Source organism: Micromonospora sp. WMMD736 (assembly GCF_049179015.1).
In the GTDB taxonomy this organism is placed as follows: Bacteria; Actinomycetota; Actinomycetes; order Mycobacteriales; family Micromonosporaceae; genus Micromonospora.
Window position 1 is genome coordinate 5,422,051 of record NZ_JBMHMI010000001.1, and the last position, 18,668, is coordinate 5,440,718.

Genomic DNA, 18,668 nt, shown 5'->3' on the forward strand with positions numbered 1-18,668 from the left:
GAGGGGGAGCTCGTGACCAGCCCCGCCGAGCCCGCGTCCGCCGACGCGACGCAGGCCCGCCAGCTGACCAAGCCACTGCGCGAACTGGGCGCGCTCGCCCTGCTCGGCGCGAACGCCGTGTTCCTCTTCGTGGGGCTGCTCCGGCTGCTCATTCCCGCCGAGTACACCGACTTCACGGGTCGGGCGGGCAGCTCCTTCTTCTCGTTCATCGGGGTGGAGGCGGTGGTGCTGCCACTGCTGGCCGTGCTGCTGGCCACCCACGTCGCGCCGGTGCTGCCGAAGGCGAAGCTCGTCACGCAGGTGGCGCTGGGCGAGTACGCGGTCAGCGCGCTGTTCGGCACGCTCACCCTGTTGATCTGGACGGTCGGCCGGCTCGCCGAGGCGGAGCTCTTCGACGCGCTGCTCGGTGTGCTCACCCGGTTCGCCTGGCTGGTGATCTTCGCGGTGGCCGCCTGGGTGGTGTTCACGATCTGGCGGGCGTTCTACTACGTGCCCAAGCCCAAGCCGCAGCCGGGCGTCTACGGGCAGCCGCCGCAGGGCTGGCCGCAGCAGCCCGGTGGTTGGCCGGCGCCGGGTCAGCCCGGTGGTCAGCCGCAGGGCGGTTGGCCCGCCCCCGGTCAGCCGGGCGGCTACCCGCAGGCGGGGCAGCCGGGCGGCTACCCGCCGGCGCAGTTCCCGGGCCAGTACGGCCAGCCGTCGCCGCCGTTCCAGGCCCCGCAGTCCGCGCCGCCGCACCAGCAGTCCGCGCCGCCGTTCCCGGCGACCCCGCAGTCCGCGCCGCCGTTCCCGCAGTCCGCGCCGCCGGCCAACCCCGGCCCGCAGTTCGCGCCCGCGCCGCCGTTCGGGCAGCCGCCGTCGGCCGACCCGACCCAGACCATCCCGCGGCAGTCCGCTGATCCGACCGAGGTCATCGCCCGCCCCGCTGACGCGGATACCGATCGCACCCAGCAGATCAAGCCGGGGGAGCACCCCGACCAGCCCCGCTGATCGGCACCGACACCGTTCCATGGTGGGTCGCTCCAGCGACAAGCCTGTTCGCGTCGTCCTTTGCTCTGCTTCAACCCACGCAACACCAGGCGTCCGGTATCCGGACAACAGGTGTTGCCTCCGTTGAAGCAGAGCAAAGGCGGCGACGCGTGCGGGTGCCCCCTCCCTGAGCACCACCGTCACGGCGGCGGGAGCGGCGAGCGAGCGCGACTGTGTGCGGTTTCAGCGCGCTGGGCCGGGCGTGGTCGGGCGGGCGTGGTAGGGCGGGGAGTCGCTGCGCATAGGGTGAGCGGATGGTTGATCGCACCCACTCCGGTCCCAGCGAGGCGAGCGTGCGGCGGGCCCTGGGTCGGGCCGCAGCCGGCCGGGCGCTGGACCTCGACGAGGCGACCGCGCTGCTCGCCGCCCGTGGTGAGGCGCTCGACGAGCTGCTCCGGGTGGCCGGTCAGATCCGCGACGCCGGGCTGCGGGACGCGGGGCGGCCGGGCGTCGTCACGTACTCGAAGAAGGTCTTCATTCCGCTGACCCGGCTCTGCCGGGACCGCTGCCACTACTGCACCTTCGCCACCGTGCCGCACCGCCTGCCGGCGCCGTTCCTCGACCGCGACGAGGTGTTGGCCATCGCCCGCGAGGGCGCCGCGCAGGGCTGCAAGGAGGCCCTGTTCACCCTCGGTGACCGGCCGGAGGAGCGGTGGCCGGCGGCCCGTGCCTGGCTGGACGAGCGCGGCTACGACTCCACCCTGGACTACCTGCGTGCCTGCGCGGTGGCCGTGCTGGAGGAGACGGGACTGCTGCCGCACCTCAACCCGGGGGTGCTGTCCTGGTCGGAGCTGCAACGGCTCAAGCCGGTCGCGCCGAGCATGGGCATGATGCTGGAGACCACCGCCACCCGCCTGTGGTCCGAGCCGGGCGGCCCGCACTACGGCTCACCGGACAAGGAACCGGCGGTGCGGCTGCGGGTGCTCGACGACGCCGGCCGGGTCGGGGTGCCGTTCACCACCGGCATCCTCATCGGCATCGGGGAGACCCCGGCCGAGCGGGTGGACGCGCTGTTCGCGATCCGCCGCGCGCACCGCGAGTACGGCCACCTCCAGGAGGTGATCGTGCAGAACTTCCGCGCCAAGCCGGACACGGCGATGCGCGGCATGCCCGACGCGGAGCTGCACGACCTGGCCGCCACGGTCGCCGTGGCCCGGCTACTACTCGGCCCGAAGGCCCGCATCCAGGCCCCGCCGAACCTCATCGCCGGCGAGTACGACCTGCTACTGCGGGCCGGCATCGACGACTGGGGCGGCGTCTCGCCGCTCACCCCGGACCACGTCAACCCCGAGCGCCCGTGGCCGCAGATCGAGGAGTTGGCCCGGCACACCGAGTTGGCCGGGTTCACGCTGCGGGAGCGCTTGACGATCTACCCCGAGTACGTGCGGGCGGGCGACCCATGGCTCGACCCGAGGCTGCTGCCGCACGTGACCGCCCTCGCCGACCCGGCGACCGGGATGGCGGTCGAGTCGGCCCGCCCGCAGGGCCGGCCCTGGCAGGAGCCGGAGGAGGTGTTCGGCGGGCGGACCGACCTGCACGCCACCATCGACACCACCGGCCGGACCGACGACCGGCGCGGCGACTTCGACAGCGTCTACGGCGACTGGGCCGAGGTCGCCGGCAAGGTGGCCCCGGAGGCGGCGGCGCGTCGGGTCGCCGTACCCCCGGTGACGGCCGGCACCGGCGCGGACCGTGACCTTGCCGCCGGGCTGCGACTCGCCGCCGACGACCCGGCGGCGCTGCTCGACCCGGTGCACACCGACGCGGCGCTGGCGCTGTTCGCGGCGGACGGGCCGGCGCTGGACGAGCTGTGCCGGCTCGCCGACGACGTGCGCCGGGACGCGGTCGGCGACGACGTGACCTACGTGGTCAACCGCAACATCAACTTCAGCAATGTCTGCTACGTGGGCTGCCGGTTCTGCGCGTTCGCCCAGCGTGAGCGGGACGCCGACGCGTACCGACTCTCCGTCGACCAGGTCGCCGACCGGGCCGAGGAGGCCTGGGCGGCCGGTGCCAGCGAGGTCTGCCTCCAGGGCGGGATCGACCCGAAGATGCCGGTCACCGGGTACGCGGACATCGTGCGCGCGATCAAGGCCCGAGTGCCGGAGATGCACGTCCACGCGTTCTCCCCGATGGAGATCGTCACCGCCGCCGCGAAGGCCGGCGTACCGGTCCGCGAGTGGCTGACCCAGCTCCGCGAGGCCGGACTGGACACCATCCCGGGCACCGCCGCCGAGATCCTCGACGACGACGTGCGCTGGGTGCTGACCAAGGGCAAACTGCCGGCCGCCGCCTGGGTCGAGGTGGTCAGCACGGCCCACGAGCTGGGCATCCGGTCCAGCTCAACCATGATGTACGGCCATGTCGACCATCCTGGACAGTGGCTCGCGCACTTCCGGGTGCTGGCCGGTGTGCAGGACCGTACGGGCGGGTTCACCGAGTTCGTGGCGCTGCCGTTCGTGCACACCAACGCGCCGATCTACCTGGCCGGCATCGCCCGTCCCGGGCCGACCTGGCGGGAGAACCGGGTGGTGCACGCCATGTCCCGGCTGCTGCTGCACGGCCGGATCGACAACATCCAGTGCTCCTGGGTGAAGCTCGGCGACGAGGGCACGGTGGCGATGCTCCAGGGCGGCTGCAACGACCTCGGCGGCACGCTGATGGAGGAGACCATCTCCCGGATGGCCGGCTCCGGCAACGGGTCGGCGCGTACCGAGAGGCAGTTGCGGGCCATCGCGACGGCGGCCGGGCGGCCGGCGCGCAAGCGGACGACCGCGTACGGTCACGTTCGCCGCTGAGGTCGAACCTTTTCCCGCCGCCGGCCGTACCAAGCGGCATGACCAGTGATCAGCGGAAGCGGCCCTGGCCGCGACTGACCCGCCGGCAGACGTTGACCGCCGCGGCCAGCGCCACCCTCGGCGCCGCCGCGCTCACCGTGCCGGGCCTGTCGGCCGCCCAGAACGCGCCGGGCGCGGCGGGTCGGGCCGACGAGCCGATCGTCGTGCACCTGCGCGACGCCGCGTCGGGAACGATGGACGTCTTCGTCGGTGAGTCCCGGATCGAGGTACGCGACCGCGGCCTCGCGGACCGGTTGCGCCGCGCCGCCAAGCGCTGACCAGCGCCCACGCCCGGCGCTGAGCAGCGCCCCCCGCCCCGCCATCAGTCCCCGCCCAGTGAGGTTGGTCCGCCATGTCTTCCCACCGCGAGGCCCCGGAGATAGCCAAGGATCCGGTCGCCGACAGCTCCGACCTTTACGCGTTCGTCAGCCCCGACAAGCCCGACACGGTCACGCTGATCGCCAACTACGTGCCGTTGCAGTTGCCCTCCGGGGGCCCGAACTTCTTCGAGTTCGGCGACGACGTGCGCTACGAGATCCACATCGACAACAACGGTGACGGTCATCCGGACGTCACCTACCGGTTCGAGTTCACCACCGAGATCACCAACCCGAACAGCTTCCTCTACAACACCGGGCCCATCGAGTCGCTCGACAGCAAGAACTGGAACCGCCGGCAGTTCTACAGCCTGACCCGGATCACCGATGGCAAGGAGCACCGGCTCGCGCACAAGCTCCCCTGCCCGCCGTGCAACGTCGGCCCGCTGTCCACGCCGAAGTACGCCGACCTCGTACGCCAGGCCACCTACACCCTGTCGACGGGGGAGCGGGTCTTCGCCGGGCAACGTGCGGACGGCTTCTTCGTCGACCTGGGAGCGATCTTCGACCTCGGCACGCTGCGGCCGTTCCAGCAGTTGCACGTGGCCGGCAAGAAGATCTTCAAGGCCGAGGGGGAGCCGGTCAACGCCACCGACCGGATGAACGTGCACAGCATCGCCGTGCAGGTGCCGTTGAAGCAGGTGCGTCGCCGTGCCAACCGGTACGCTCCGGCGGACGTCGCGTCGGTGCTGGGGGTGTGGACGTCGGCGTCGCGCCGGCAGGTCCGGGTGCTCGGCGACCGGGGTGGGGCGGACACTTCCACCGGCCCGTTCACCCAGGTCTCCCGGCTGGGCAATCCGCTGTTCAACGAGGTCATCGTGCCGATGTCCAAGAAGGACCTGTGGAACTCGCTGCCACCATCGGAGGACAATCGGTTCGCCCGGTTCGTCGAGCAGCCGGAGTTGGCGGCCCTGCTGCCGGCGCTCTACCCGGACGTCTTCCCCAACCTGGACAGGCTTAACAAGTCCAAGAAGGCGCGGGCCGACCTGGTGGCGATCCTGCTCACCGGAATACCGGCCGGTCTGATCGACGGCTTCACGAACGCCACCGGCGACGTGCAGGCCGACATGCTGCGGTTGAACACGGCGATCGCGCCGAACCGGCGGCCGGACCGGTTCGGTGTGCTCGGCGGCGACCTGGCCGGCTTCCCGAACGGTCGGCGGGTCGGTGACGACGTGGTCAGCATCGCGCTGCGGGCGATCGCCGGGGTGACCGTACCGCTGGTGGACAAGACGTTCCGTCCGGACGCGGCGGCCGGCGCGGTCACCCCAGGGCTCAGCGCCGCCGACGTAACGGCGCCGTTCCTCGCGAACTTCCCCTACCTGGGTACGCCGTACGACGGGTTCAACAATCCGCCGGCGTCCTCCTGACGCCGGGCGGGGGAGTAGCGATGCACGAACACACGTACGGGCCCTCGGAGACGGGGAGTGTCGTCCTCGACCTGGGCGGTGACACCGGCGCCCTGATCGTCTACACCGGTCGGGATCTGCACGGCCGGGAGATCGAGATCAGCCGCGGTGACGATCGGCGGGTCCACTCGGCGGTCCGGGAGCGCCGGGTCCGGGACGGCTCGTTCCACAGTGCGGTCTACCCCGATCTTCCCGCCGGGATCTATACCGTCTGGTGGGACGAGAACACGTCCGCCGGCACGGTTTCTGTCCATGGTGGAGGTATCGCCGAATTCGCCTGGCCGAGCAGCGGTTTCGGGGCTGCCGGCTGACCTCGACGCACCCTGTTTCCGTTCGCACCCCGTCCACATCGTGGGCGGGGTGCGAACGCTGTCCACCGCTCGACGGGCGGTCTGGGTCGTGCCGCGTTAACCTGTCCCCCACCAAGATCAGCTTTGCGGAGGAGGTACCGGTGCTCCACGGTCGGCGGGCCGTCCGGAGGAGCGCCACGGCAGAAAAGTCGGGCAACTCGCCGGAGAGGGCGTTACTCGGTCGGGGTCTGAATCGATAGGGCAGGTTGCGAGGCTGGACGGTCCTGGTGGCCGGCCAGGGTTGTCGGGAGGGCGACTCCATTATCAAGTTTGGCTTGACGGCGCACGCATTACACGCGTGTAATTTGAATGGGGTTGTTCGCACGGAACGCAACAAAACGGGACCGGACGGACACGCACGCCTTTCGCGTGGGGGGTTGCAGCGGCGATGACGCCGGTGCGCGACAAGGAGGCATTTGATGGACGGCCAGCTTGAGGTGGCCGACCTGCTCGGAAACGCGCCGGAGTGGCAGGAGCGGGCCTTGTGCTCGCAGACCGACCCCGAGGCGTTCTTTCCCGAGAAGGGCGGCTCGACCCGCGAGGCGAAGCGCATCTGCTCGCGCTGCGAGGTCAAGACCGAATGCCTCGAATACGCTCTCGGTCACGACGAGCGGTTCGGTATCTGGGGTGGGCTCTCGGAGCGGGAGCGGCGCAAGTTGAAGCGGCGCGCCGCCTGATCGGTACGGCGTCGGGGGTGGTGCGGAGTCGAGGCGGTGGGGGCCGCCCGGCTCAGGCCAGCTCGTCGGGATCGACCCCGAGCAGGTTCGCCACCTGCTCGATGATCACGTCATGGACGAGGTCGGCGAGATCTTCGCGGTCCATCGCCCGGAACTCCAGAGGCCGGCGGTACAGCACGATCCGCGGCGGCACCTCCTGGCGGCCGGGGCGACCCGGCAGCAGCCGGGCCAGCGGCACCTCGCCGTCCTCCAGCACATCCGAGTCGTAGACGTTCAGGTCCGGCGGCACGTCCTCGACCGCGAACTCGACGCCGGCCAGCTCCTTGGCGAAGCGTCGCTCCAACGTCTCGACGGTGTCCAGCACCAGGTCGTCGAAGACCTCCGCCTTGGTTCGCGCCAGCGGCATGGTCGCCGGCACCAGCCGCCCGCGCAGGCCACGCCCATGCCGGTCGCGGTGCGCACGCCGGCCGGGGCCGGGGCGGCGGTGTTCCGGGCTCGTCATGAGGCAAAGGGTAGCCCCCGTGCCGGGTCGGCCAGCGGCACCGCCACCAGCGCGGCGCGGCGCGACCGGAACCGCGAATTGTGATCACCACGACGGGCGTGTCGCAACGCGAACCGGTGCGCCGGACCCGGTAATGGAGATACCCTGCCGCACGTGAGGTCACCACGGCGCTGCTCCCGTAACGGCTGCCCCCGGCAAGCGGTCGCCACATTGACCTATGTCTACAACGAGTCCACCGCCGTGGTCGGCCCGTTGGCGGCGTTCGCCGAGCCACACACGTACGACCTGTGTGAGCAGCACGCCCGCAGCCTCACCGCGCCGCGCGGCTGGGACGTGGTCCGGCACGAGGGCGAGTTCGAGCCGCCCCCGCCCACCACCGACGACCTGGTCGCGCTGGCCGAGGCGGTCCGCGAGGCGGCCCGACCGGCGCCCCGCCCCCCGGAGCCCGACCAGCCCCACCCGGAAAACCCCCACCAGACCGGCCGCCGAGGCCACCTCCGGGTCATCCCTCCCAACCACTGACCCTGAACGGTCAGAGCCGCGACCAGGCCTCGGTCAGCACCGTGCGCAGGATCTGCTCGATCTCGTCGAAGTGGCGCTGCTCGGCGATCAGCGGCGGGGCGAGCTGGATGACCGGGTCACCCCGGTCGTCGGCCCGGCAGTAGAGGCCCGCCTGGAACAGCGCGGTGGACAGGAAGCCGCGCAGTAGCCGCTCCGACTCGGCCTCGTCGAAGGTCTCCCGGGTGGTCTTGTCCTTGACCAGCTCGATGCCGTAGAAGTAGCCGTCGCCCCGTACGTCGCCGACGATCGGCAGGTCGTGCAGCTTCTCCAGGGTGGCGCGGAACGCGTCCTCGTTGGCGCGTACGTGCCCGACGAGGTCCTCGCGGGCGAACACCTCCAGGTTGGCCAGGGCCACCGCGCAGGACACCGGGTGCCCGCCGAAGGTCACCCCGTGGGCGAACATGCCGGTCTCGGTCAGGAACGGCTCCATCAGCCGGTCGCTGGCGATCATCGCGCCGAGCGGGGCGTACCCGGAGGTGATGCCCTTGGCGGTGGTGATGATGTCCGGCTGGAAGCTGTAGCGGACCGCCCCGAAGTACTCGCCGAGCCGACCCCACGAGCAGATCACCTCGTCGGAGACCAGCAGCACGTCGTACGCGTCGCAGATCTGGCGTACCCGCTCGAAGTAGCCGGGAGGTGGCGGGAAGCAGCCGCCGGAGTTCTGTACCGGCTCCAGGAAGACCGCGGCGACGGTGTCCGGCCCTTCGCGCTCGATGGCCCGGCCGATCTCGTCGGCGGCCCAGCGGCCGAACGCCTCGGGGTCGTCGCCGTGCTCGGGTGCCCGGTAGAAGTTGGTGTTCGGCACCTTGATCCCGCCGGGCACCAGCGGCTCGAAGTCACTCTTGATGCCGGGCAGGCCGGTGATCGACAGCGCGCCCATCGAGGTGCCGTGGTAGGCGATGTAGCGGCTGACCACCTTGTACTTGTTGGGCTGGCCGGTGCGCTTGAAGTAGGCCCGGGCCAACTTCCACGCCGCCTCGACCGCCTCGGAGCCGCCGGTGGTGAAGAAGACCCGGTTCAGGTCGCCGGGAGTGAGCGAGGCGATCTTCTCGGCCAGCTCGACTGCCGTCGGGTGGGCGTAGGACCAGAGCGGGAAGTACGCCAGCTCGCCGGCCTGCTTGGCGGCAGCCTCGGCCAGTTCGGTGCGGCCGTGGCCGGCGTTGACGACGAACAGCCCGGCGAGCCCGTCGAGATAGCGGCGGCCCTGCGCGTCCCAGACGTACGCGCCCTCGCCGCGCACGATGGTCGGCACCTCCCCGGCGGAGTAGCTCGCCATCCGGGTGAAGTGCATCCAGAGGTGGTCGGTGGCGTCGGCCATGTCAGCCCCATCGATCGTCGGGCCGGTCAAGGGGTGAAGCCGGCCGCTCTGCTCACGGTTATCGCACAGTCCGGTGCCCTTCGGCAAGTGGTATCAGTGGTGTACACGGCTGAGTGCGACGGAATCAGCGAGCAGCAGCAGCCTTGGCAACGGATTTCGCATCGCTGTGCGGGGGTGGGCGGTATGGGGTGAGACGCTGTCGAGCTGCCCCAGATGTGGGGCGGGCCGGCCTGGTCTCCGCGCGAGGGCGCTTGCCCGCGCCTTCCGGCTTGATCCACTCCGGTTCGCCGAAGTCGCGGTATCAGGGTGCGGTTGATACCGCGACTTCGGCGAAGTCGAGTGGATCAACGGCAGTGTCGGCGTTCGTGTGCATCGGGACGCTGGTGGGACACCTCGGGGGCGGTTCGAGGGCATCCCGGGTGCGCGCCAACACGTCCGACCGCAACACGCCGGTAGGCCGCAGACATCGACACTCAGCGTGGCTAACGTGCGGCGCAGCGTGCACCGAGCGGGGCCGCGCTCTTGCACCGATCGAGGCGGCGCGGTGTGCTCCCCGCGGGGCAGCAGGGCGTGTTGCACGCGTGGCGTGTGGCTGGCAGGCAGGAGGAGTCCGTTGGCGAACGAGGCGTTGCGGGTGGCGATGGCCGAGGCGGGGGAGACGGTCGAGTCGCTGGCCGAGAAGGTCCGCGTCGACCCGAAGACGGCGGGGCGGTGGCTGGCGTCCGGGCGCATTCCGCATCCGCGTACCCGGATAGCGGTGGCCGAGATCCTGCGCCGGGACGCGGCGGATCTCTGGCCGGAGGCGTTCCGCCGCCGGGACCTGCCGTGGTTCCGGCCGTGGGCCGAGCTGGAACAGGACGCCATCTCGCTGCGGTCGTACCAGCCGCTGCTCGTGCCGGGCCTGCTCCAGACCGAGGGGTACGCCCGGGCGATCCTGAACACGGGCGGGCTGGTGCCGCCCTCCGAAGTGGACCAGATCGTGGCGAGCCGCATCGACCGGCAGGCGGTCCTTCGCCGCGATGCTCCACCCCAGCTCGTCGCGGTGCTCGACGAGGTGGTGCTGCGCCGGCCGGTCGGCGACGGGTCGGTGATGGCGGGGCAACTGCGACACCTCGCCTCGGCGGCGGGGTGGGAGCACGTGCAGGTCCGGGTCATCCCGGCCGAGAGCCCGTGGCACACCGGCTTGGCCGGGCCCTTCGTGTTGGGTCGCCTGCCCGACGGGACGGAATTGGCGTATCTCGACAACCAGCTCCGCGGTCAGATCGTGACCGATCCTCTCGACGTGGCTAACCTGGGACGCAGGTGGGAGAGCGTCACCGGTGAGGCGTTGCCCCAACGTCAGTCGATCGAGCTGATCAGGGAAGTGGCCACGACATGGACATGACCGACGCGCGCTGGCGCACCGCGACCCGCAGCAGCAACAACGGTGGTGACTGCGTCGAGGTCGCCGACAATCTGCCCGGCCGGGTGTTGGTGCGCGACAGCAAGGACCGTGACGGCGGCACCCTGACCTTCGCGCCGGCCGCCTGGGCGTCGTTCGTCGGCGCGGTCCGCGCGACGGCCCGCTGATCCACTCGGGATCCCGGAAACCGGGGCATCCGAGCGCCCCGAACACCCCGACTCCCTGCAAACCGAGTCGATCAAGCGCCGCCGGGCGCAAGAACGAGCCGTCAGGCCGTACCCCAGGTGTAGGTCTGTTTGCGGAGCTTGAGGTAGACGAACGCCTCGGTGGAGAGCACCCCCGGCACCGCGCGTAGCCGTTGCAGGATCTCCAGCAGGTGGTCGTCGTTGCGGCAGACGACCTCGGTGAGCAGGTCGAACGACCCGGCGGTGATGACGACGTAGTCGACCTCGTCCAGCTCGGCCAGTCGGTCGGCGACGGCCTCCAGGTCGCCGTCGGTCCGCAGCCCGATCATCGCCTGGCGGGGGAAGCCGAGCTGGAGGGGATCGGTCACGGCGACGATCTGCATGACGCCGGAGTCGAGCAGTCGCTGTACCCGCTGGCGAACCGCCGCCTCGGACAGGCCGACCGCCTTGCCGATGGTGGCGTACGGCCGGCGGCCGTCCTCCTGGAGCTGCTCGATGATCTGCTTGGCCACGTCGTCCAGCAGAGCGTGGTTGGCGCCCTCACGCACAGCGACCCGGCGACCGCCGCCGCCGCCGCTCTCGTGTTGCCGGTTCGTCATCGTGCGCTCCCCATGTCCCGAATCGTGATGTCGCGCGTGTATCCCCGCGCAGTCTGGCGTATTTCGTCGTCAACTGCTAATCCCACAACGGAATCCCTTGTAAGGGAGGTTTCCTCATGTCAGGATCAGTGCTCCTTGGCACCTGACCCTCCCGACATTCCCGCCGGCGTGCCTCCCCGTCCCGCCGCCGACGATGACCCCCCTAGGAGTCGTCATGCGTACTCCCCTCCGGCCCCTCTCCCGGCGTGGACTGCTCACCGGCACCCTCTCCTCGGCCGCCCTCCTCGCGGCGGGCGGCAGCCTCGCCGGCTGTGGCACCAAGGGTGCCCAGCAGACCGAGGCCGGCTGCGTCAGCGAGGACCTGTCCGGCACCGAGAAGAAGCTCGCCTTCTCCAACTGGCCGCAGTACATGGACGTCGACGAGAAGGACGAGTCCAAGCGGCCGAGCCTGGACGAGTTCATCACGAAGACCGGCATCCAGGTGACCTACACCGAGGACATCAACGACAACAACGAGTTCTTCGGCAAGGTGCAGAACCAGTTGGCGGCCTGCCAGGGCACCGACCGGGACATCATCGTGCTGACCGACTGGATGGCGGCGCGGATGATCCGGCTCGGTTGGATCCAGAAGCTCGACCCGGCGAAGATCCCGAACGTACAGGCGAACCTGCTGCCGTCGCTGCTCAAGCGCCCCTTTGACCCCGAAGACCGGATCTCGATCCCGTGGCAGTCCGGGCTGGCCGGGTTGGCGTACAACGGCAGTGTCACCAGGGAGCTGCGGACCGTCGACGAGCTGCTGACCCGCCCCGACCTCAAGGGCAAGGTGACGGCACTCAGCGAGATGCGCGACACCATGGGTCTGCTGCTCGGCGCGAACGGGCACGACCCGGCCAACTTCACGGCGGCCCAGTTCGACGACGCGCTCAACAAGCTCAAGAAGGCCGTCGACTCCGGGCAGATCCGCAAGTTCACCGGCAACGACTACGCGCCCGACCTGGCCAAGGGCGACATCGCCGCGTGCATCGGCTGGTCCGGGGACGTCATCCAGCTCTCCAGCGAGAACGAAAAGGTGCGGTTCGTCGCGCCCGACTCGGGCGTGATGCTCTACAGCGACAACATGATGGTGCCCAACAAGGCCGCCCACAAGGGCAACGCCGAGGCGCTGATCAACTACTACTACGAGCCGGCCGTCGCCGCGAAGCTCGCCGCGTACGTCAACTACATCTGCCCGGTCAAGGGCGCCCAGGCCGAGATGGAGAAGATCGACCCGGAGCTGGCCGCCAACCCGCTGATCTTCCCCGACGACGCGCTGCTGGCGAAGTCCAAGGTCTTCATGGCCCTGGACGAGAAGCAGGAGAAGGAGTACGAGGGCAAGTTCCAGCAGGTCATCGGGGCGTGACGAGGATGGCGCGCGAGACACCCGCCGGCGACCTGCGCCTGGCCAACCTCACCAAGCGGTTCGGCATCTTCACCGCCGTCGACGACCTCAGCCTGACGATTCCGCAGAACTCGTTCTTCGCGCTGCTCGGCGCGTCCGGCTGCGGCAAGACCACCACCCTGCGGATGATCGCCGGGCTGGAGGAGCCGACAGGCGGTCAGGTGCTGCTGGGCGACACCGACATCGCCCGGCTGCGGCCGTACAAGCGGCCGGTCAACACGGTCTTCCAGAGCTACGCGCTCTTTCCGCACCTCACCATCTTCGAGAACGTGGCCTTCGGGCTGCGCCGACGCGGCATCCGCGCGGTCGACGACGAGGTCCGGCGGATGCTGTCGCTGGTGCAGCTCGACGGGTTCGGCCCGCGCCGCCCGGCCCAGCTCTCCGGCGGTCAGCAGCAGCGGGTCGCGCTGGCCCGCGCGCTGATCAACAAGCCGCAGGTGCTGCTGCTCGACGAGCCGCTGGGCGCGCTCGACCTGAAGCTGCGCCGGCAGATGCAGATCGAGCTGAAGCGCATCCAGACCGAGGTCGGCATCACCTTCGTACACGTCACCCACGACCAGGAGGAGGCCATGACCATGGCCGACACCGTCGCGGTGATGAACGCCGGCCGCATCGAGCAGCAGGGCGCTCCGGTCGACATCTACGAGTTCCCGGCCACCGCGTTCGTGGCGAACTTCCTCGGGCAGTCCAACCTCCTCGCCGGGGAGGCCGCCGGCACGAGCGGCGGCGAGGTCGCGGTCACGGCGCACGGTTCGCGCTTCTCGGTGCCCGCCGGCCGGTCGCGCGCCGACCGTGGTCCGGTCCACCTGGGGGTACGCCCGGAGAAGCTGCATCTGGTCGGCTCCGCCGACCAGGTGCCCCACGGACACCAACACGTCACCGGTGTGGTCACCGACGCCTCCTACGTGGGCGTCAGCACCCAGTACCTGCTGCGCACCGGCTGGGGCACCGAGTTGTCGGTCTTCGCCGCCAACAGCGGTACCCAGACGCGGATGCCGGTCGGCGCCGAGGCCGTGGCGTACTGGGATCCACAGCACGCGTTCCTGCTGCCCCGGGACGCCGCCGACGCCGACCGGACGGCACCGGTGCTCGACGAGCCGGTGGGTGCGTCGTCGTGACCCTCCTGGTGCCCAGCAAAGCGGGCCAGCCGCCGCCCGCGCCACCGGCGGCCCGGTCCGGGCGGTACCGCCTCCTGCCGTACCTGCTGCTGTTGCCCGGCGCGGCCTGGCTGCTCGTCTTCTTCGGCGTGCCGCTGGTGCAGCTCGCCGCCGCGAGCCTGTACGACCCCAGCGGCTCGCTCTCCACCGGGTACGCGATGACCTGGGCGTTCGGCAACTACCCGGACGTGGTGCAGGCGTACTGGCCGCAGTTGCTGCGCTCGTTCGGTTACGCCGGGCTGGCCCTGGTGGTGGCGCTGCTGCTCGGCTACCCACTGGCGTACGCCATCGCGCAAAAGGCCGGCCGGTGGAAGAACCTGCTGCTGGTGTGCGTGGTCGCGCCCATGTTCACCAGCTTCCTGGTCCGTACGCTGGCCTGGAAGACGATCCTGTCGGACAACGGGGCGCTCGTCGGCCTGCTGCGGGACGTGCACCTGCTCGCGCCCGACGGTCGGCTGTTGGCCACGCCGTTCGCGGTGGTGCTCGGCCTCACGTACAACTTCCTGCCGTTCCTGGTGCTGCCGCTGTACGCGAGCCTGGAGCGGCTCGACGGACGGCTGCTGGAGGCGGCCAGCGACCTGTACGCGAGCCCGGTGCAGGCGTTCCGGCGGGTGACCCTGCCGCTGTCGATGCCCGGCCTGGTCGCCGGCACGCTGCTGTTCTTCATTCCGGCCAGCGGCGACTACATCAACGCCGAACTGCTCGGCACCCCGAACGAGTACATGGTCGGCAACGTCATCGACTCGGCGTTCCTGGTCCGGCTGGACTACCCGCAGGGCGCGGCGCTGTCGTTCCTGCTGATGGCGGCGATCCTCGCGGTGGTCTTCGGCTACCTGCGGCGGGCGGGAACGGAGGAGGTGCTCTAGATGCGACTCTCCCGCTGGCTCGCGGACCGCTGGGTGATGATCGTGGCGCTGCTGGTGCTCGGCTACCTGTCGCTGCCGATCCTGGTGGTGGCCGGGCTGTCGTTCAACCGCCCGTCGAGCCGACTGTCGTACGACTTCAACGAGTTCACCCTCGACAACTGGCGGCAGCCCTGCGCCACCTCGGACATGTGCGACGCGGTCGTGCGCAGCGTGCAGATCGGATTCCTCGCCACGGTCGTCGCCACCGTGCTCGGCACGTTGATGGCGTTCGCGCTGGTCCGGCACCGCTTCCGGGGACGGGCCGGCGTCAACGTGCTGATCTTCCTGCCGATGGCGACGCCCGAGCTGGTGATGGGCACGTCGCTGCTGGCCCTGTTCGTCTCGGCCGGGGTGCCGCAGGGCTTCTGGACCATCCTGATCGCGCACGTCATGTTCTGCGTGTCGTTCGTGGTGGTCACCGTCAAGGCGCGGCTCGCCGGGATGGACCGGCGGCTGGAGGAGGCCGCCATGGACCTCTACGCCAGCGAGTGGCAGACCTTCCGGCGGATCACCCTGCCGCTGGTGCTGCCCGGCATCGTGGCCGCCGCGCTGCTGGCGTTCTCGTTGAGCTTCGACGACTTCATCATCACGAACTTCAACGCGGGCACGACCGTCACGTTCCCCATGTACGTCTGGGGCGCTGCCCAGCGGGGCATCCCGCCGCAGGTCAACGTCATCGGCACCGCGATGTTCGCGATCGCGTTGCTGTTGGTGGGGCTCAGCACGCTGCGGGGGCGGCGGGAACGCCGCGCCAACCTGCTGGCCGGGCGGACACCGCAGGCGCGGCGGCCGTCATGACGAGCGCGCATGCCGTCCGGGCGCTGGCCGACGCGACGCCCGTGCCGTACTGGCTCGACCGCAGGGAGCGGCCCGACCCGCTGCCGCCGCTCGTCGGGGCGCAGACCGCCGACCTGCTGGTCATCGGCGGCGGGTACGGCGGGCTCTGGGCCGCCCTGCTGGCCAAGCAGGCCGACCCGCACCGGGACGTGCTGCTCGTCGACGCCGGCACCTGCGGGTGGGCCGCCTCCGGACGCAACGGCGGGTTCTGCGCCGCCTCGCTCACCCACGGCCTCGCCAACGGCGTCGACCGGTTCCCCGACGAGATCGGCGAACTGGAACGCCTCGGCCGGGAGAACCTGGACGCCATCGCCGACACCGTCGCCGAGTTCGACATCGACTGCGACTTCGAGCGCACCGGTGAGCTGGCCGTCGCCGTCGAGCCGTACCAGCTCGACGGCTTGGCCGCCGACGCCCAGCTGGCCCGCCGGTACGGCCACCGGGTGCAGCTGCTCGACCGCGACGAGGTACGCGCCGAGGTCGACTCGCCGACCTACCTGGGCGGCATGATCGACGCGGACCGGGTCGCCATGGTGGACCCGGCGAAGCTGGCCTGGGGACTGCGCCGCGCCTGCGTCGAGGCCGGCGTACGCGTGCACGAGCACACCCGGGTCACCGGGCTGCGCGCCGACGGCGTCGCGCTGCGGGCGGACACCCTCGGCACCGATCCGGCCGACCTGGCCGGCGCTGCCGCACACGCCGGCCTGGCCGGCGCTGCCGGAGCCGCCGGCCTGGTCCGCGGTGCCGCATTCGCCGGCCTGGCCGGTCCTGCCGGAGCCGCTTCGGGCCGCCCGGGCGTCGTGCGTGCCCGCCGGATCGTGCTGGCCACCAACGCGTTCCCGCCGCTGCTGCGCCGGCTGCGCGCGTACGTGGTGCCCGTCTACGACCACGTCCTGATGACCCAGCCGCTCACCCCGGCGCAACGCGACGCGATCGGCTGGCGCAACCGGCAGGGGCTCGCCGACACCGGCAACCAGTTCCACTACTACCGGATCACCCGCGACGGGCGGATCCTCTTCGGCGGCTACGACGCCGTCTACCACTACGGCAACCGGGTCGCACCGGAGCTGGAACAGCGCCCGGCCACCTTCACCACCCTCGCACAGCACTTCTTCACCACGTTCCCGCAGCTCGCCGACCTGCGCTTCAGCCACCGCTGGGGCGGAGTCATCGACACCTGCACCCGGTTCTGCCCCTTCTACGGCACCGCCTTCGGCGGACGGCTCGCGTACGCCGCCGGGTACACCGGCCTCGGCGTCGGCGCGACACGCTTCTCCGCTCGTGTCCTCCTCGACCTGCTGGCCGGCGGGAACACCCTGCTGACCCGGCTCGACCTCGTCCGCCGCAAGCCCCTGCCGTTCCCGCCGGAGCCCGTCCGCGCGGTCGGCATCAATCTCACCCGTCGGTCGATGGCCCGCGCCGATGCGCGTGGGGGCAGACGCGACCTGTGGCTCCGTACTCTCGATCGTCTTGGTTTGGGGTTTGATTCCTGATGCGTGTCCTGCTCGTCGGCGCCGGTGGCGTCGGCTCCGCCGCCGTAGCCATCGCCGCCCGACGGACCTTCTTCGCCACGATGGTCGTGGCCGACCACGACCCGCAGCGCGCGGCCCGCGCGGTCGCCGGGCACGGCGACCGCTTCGTCGCCGCTCAGGTCGACGCCGCCTCGGCCGACGCGATCACCGCGCTCTGCCGCGAACACCGGATCACCCACGTCCTCAACGCCGTCGACCCGCGCTTCGTCATGCCCATCTTCGACGGCGCGTTCGCGGCCGGCGCGGACTACCTGGACATGGCGATGTCGCTCTCGCGCGCCGAGACGGGCGTGCGGCTCGGCGACGAACAGTTCGCGCAGGCCGAGGCCTGGTCGGCGGCCGGTCGGCTGGCGCTCGCCGGCATCGGCGTCGAGCCGGGACTGTCCGACGTGTTCGCCCGGTACGCCGCCGACGAGCTGTTCAGCGAGATAGACGAGATCGGCGTGCGGGACGGCGCGAACCTGACCGTCGACGGGTACGACTTCGCGCCCTCGTTCTCCATCTGGACCACGATCGAGGAGTGCCTCAACCCGCCGGTGATCTGGGAGGCCGACCGTGGCTGGTACACCACCGAGCCGTTCAGCGAACCCGAGGTCTTCGACTTCCCGGAGGGGATCGGGCCGGTCGAGTGCGTCAACGTCGAGCACGAGGAGGTGCTGCTCATCCCGCGCTGGGTCAAGGCCCGCCGGGTCACCTTCAAGTACGGGCTCGGCGAGGAGTTCATCGACGTCCTCAAGACGCTGCACAAGCTCGGCCTGGACGGCGTCTCACCGGTGCGGATCCGCGGCGTCGACGTGTCCCCGCGTGACGTGGTGGCGGCCTGCCTGCCCGACCCGGCCACCCTCGGCGCGCGGATGCGCGGCAAGACGTGCGCCGGCACCTGGGTGCGCGGCCTGGGACCGGACGGGCGGCCCCGGGAGGTCTACCTCTACCACGTGGTCGACAACGAGTGGTCGATGAGCGAGTACGGCCACCAGGCGGTCGTCTGGCAGACCGCGGTGAACCCGGTGGTGGCGCTCGAACTGCTGGCCACCGGCGCGTGGACCGGCACCGGCGTCCTCGGCCCGGAAGCCTTCCCCCCGGTGCCGTTCCTCGACCTGCTGACGACCTACGGCTCCCCCTGGGCCCTCCGCGAAACCCCCACCCCCTGACCCCACCCCCACCCGCACCCGCGTCCCCGTCCGCGCCCGCGCGCTTGCGTCGATCTCGCACTTTCTGCGGCGGCATCATTCGCTTATCGGGCATAGCTCCGACAGAAAGTGCAAGATCGGCGGGGTGGGGTGGGGTCGAGTGGGGTGGTGACGGTTTGCTGACAGGGCTTGTGAGGGCTGGGCTGGGCTCTTGGTGGGCGTTGTGGGGTCTGCGGGATTTGGTCGTTTGGCGGGCTTTTGGCGGCGGGTCGGCTGCACTATTGGCCACGGCTTGACCGACCCAACGGTCAGGCGACCTGTCGGCTCGTCGCCCACCTGACACGGTCGGCGATGCAGGTCGCGCCCACCGATCGATCGACGCCAGGCAAACGGCGCAGGCAATCGCCGCGACGGTGGATATTGCGG

General features: G+C 70.8%; 18 protein-coding genes. 15 read left to right on the plus strand and 3 right to left on the minus strand.

The genetic code is table 11. The features are described 5' to 3' along the window. Positions 1-12: 12 nt before the first annotated feature. The 6 genes from ACN269_RS24490 (at position 13) to ACN269_RS24515 (ending at position 6,676) form a co-directional block, all read left to right on the plus strand. A complete protein-coding gene (locus ACN269_RS24490) occupies positions 13-987 on the plus strand; it encodes a hypothetical protein (RefSeq protein WP_421474619.1) in 975 nt (324 codons plus the stop codon). Between the two features lie 293 nt (positions 988-1,280). Continuing rightward, positions 1,281-3,824, plus strand: coding sequence for a bifunctional FO biosynthesis protein CofGH (locus ACN269_RS24495; protein ID WP_421474620.1), 2,544 nt, complete (start codon positions 1,281-1,283; stop codon positions 3,822-3,824). Between the two features lie 38 nt (positions 3,825-3,862). Beyond that, complete coding sequence (locus ACN269_RS24500; RefSeq protein WP_355053582.1) at positions 3,863-4,141, plus strand: hypothetical protein; 279 nt, start codon at positions 3,863-3,865, stop codon at positions 4,139-4,141. Positions 4,142-4,215: 74 nt separating this feature from the next. Next, the gene (locus ACN269_RS24505; protein ID WP_421474621.1) at positions 4,216-5,610 is read left to right on the plus strand and encodes a DUF4331 domain-containing protein; all 1,395 of its coding nucleotides are present in this window, start codon (positions 4,216-4,218) and stop codon (positions 5,608-5,610) included. Between the two features lie 20 nt (positions 5,611-5,630). Continuing rightward, positions 5,631-5,960 (plus strand): phospholipase, encoded by a 330-nt coding sequence (locus ACN269_RS24510; protein ID WP_421474622.1) that lies wholly within the window; start codon positions 5,631-5,633, stop codon positions 5,958-5,960. Between the two features lie 458 nt (positions 5,961-6,418). Continuing rightward, positions 6,419-6,676 (plus strand): WhiB family transcriptional regulator, encoded by a 258-nt coding sequence (locus ACN269_RS24515; RefSeq protein WP_007455784.1) that lies wholly within the window; start codon positions 6,419-6,421, stop codon positions 6,674-6,676. Positions 6,677-6,728: 52 nt separating this feature from the next. Here the strand turns inward: ACN269_RS24515 and ACN269_RS24520 are convergent, their stop codons facing one another. Continuing rightward, on the minus strand, positions 6,729-7,178 hold the full coding sequence (locus tag ACN269_RS24520; RefSeq protein ID WP_421474623.1) for a metallopeptidase family protein: 450 nt from the start codon (positions 7,176-7,178) through the stop codon (positions 6,729-6,731). A gap of 153 nt (positions 7,179-7,331) precedes the next feature. On the opposite strand from ACN269_RS24520, the gene ACN269_RS24525 reads away from it, so the two are divergent. Beyond that, positions 7,332-7,700: a DUF3499 domain-containing protein gene (locus ACN269_RS24525; protein ID WP_355053579.1), complete on the plus strand. Its 369-nt coding sequence runs from the start codon at positions 7,332-7,334 to the stop codon at positions 7,698-7,700. Between the two features lie 10 nt (positions 7,701-7,710). Here ACN269_RS24525 and ACN269_RS24530 read toward each other — a convergent pair whose 3' ends face one another. Beyond that, a complete protein-coding gene (locus ACN269_RS24530) occupies positions 7,711-9,057 on the minus strand; it encodes an aspartate aminotransferase family protein (RefSeq protein ID WP_421474624.1) in 1,347 nt (448 codons plus the stop codon). A 640-nt stretch (positions 9,058-9,697) separates the two neighbouring features. Here ACN269_RS24530 and ACN269_RS24535 point away from each other — a divergent pair. After that, positions 9,698-10,441 (plus strand): Scr1 family TA system antitoxin-like transcriptional regulator, encoded by a 744-nt coding sequence (locus ACN269_RS24535; RefSeq protein WP_421476543.1) that lies wholly within the window; start codon positions 9,698-9,700, stop codon positions 10,439-10,441. Then, positions 10,432-10,626, plus strand: coding sequence for a DUF397 domain-containing protein (locus tag ACN269_RS24540; RefSeq protein ID WP_421474625.1), 195 nt, complete (start codon positions 10,432-10,434; stop codon positions 10,624-10,626). The genes ACN269_RS24535 and ACN269_RS24540 overlap by 10 nt, the downstream gene beginning before the upstream one ends. A 101-nt stretch (positions 10,627-10,727) precedes the next feature. Here ACN269_RS24540 and ACN269_RS24545 read toward each other — a convergent pair whose 3' ends face one another. Continuing rightward, a complete protein-coding gene (locus ACN269_RS24545; RefSeq protein WP_421474626.1) occupies positions 10,728-11,243 on the minus strand; it encodes an Lrp/AsnC family transcriptional regulator in 516 nt (171 codons plus the stop codon). A gap of 214 nt (positions 11,244-11,457) precedes the next feature. Between ACN269_RS24545 and ACN269_RS24550 the strand changes: the two genes are divergently transcribed. Genes ACN269_RS24550 through ACN269_RS24575 form a run of 6 tightly spaced genes read left to right on the plus strand, consistent with a single transcriptional unit; the run spans position 11,458 to position 18,263 of the window. After that, positions 11,458-12,642 carry an extracellular solute-binding protein gene (locus ACN269_RS24550; protein ID WP_421474627.1) on the plus strand — a complete coding sequence of 395 codons (1,185 nt, stop codon included), beginning with the start codon at positions 11,458-11,460 and terminating at the stop codon, positions 12,640-12,642. A gap of 5 nt (positions 12,643-12,647) precedes the next feature. Beyond that, entirely contained in the window at positions 12,648-13,799 is a 1,152-nt protein-coding gene (locus ACN269_RS24555) for an ABC transporter ATP-binding protein (protein ID WP_421476545.1), read from the plus strand. Beyond that, complete coding sequence (locus ACN269_RS24560) at positions 13,796-14,704, plus strand: ABC transporter permease (protein ID WP_421474628.1); 909 nt, start codon at positions 13,796-13,798, stop codon at positions 14,702-14,704. The genes ACN269_RS24555 and ACN269_RS24560 overlap by 4 nt, the downstream gene beginning before the upstream one ends. Continuing rightward, positions 14,705-15,541: an ABC transporter permease gene (locus ACN269_RS24565; protein ID WP_421474629.1), complete on the plus strand. Its 837-nt coding sequence runs from the start codon at positions 14,705-14,707 to the stop codon at positions 15,539-15,541. Continuing rightward, positions 15,538-17,073: an NAD(P)/FAD-dependent oxidoreductase gene (locus ACN269_RS24570; protein ID WP_421474630.1), complete on the plus strand. Its 1,536-nt coding sequence runs from the start codon at positions 15,538-15,540 to the stop codon at positions 17,071-17,073. The genes ACN269_RS24565 and ACN269_RS24570 overlap by 4 nt, the downstream gene beginning before the upstream one ends. After that, positions 17,073-18,263, plus strand: coding sequence for a saccharopine dehydrogenase family protein (locus ACN269_RS24575; protein WP_421474631.1), 1,191 nt, complete (start codon positions 17,073-17,075; stop codon positions 18,261-18,263). Before ACN269_RS24570 ends, ACN269_RS24575 begins: the two co-directional genes overlap by 1 nt. The last annotated feature ends 405 nt before the right edge of the window (positions 18,264-18,668 follow it).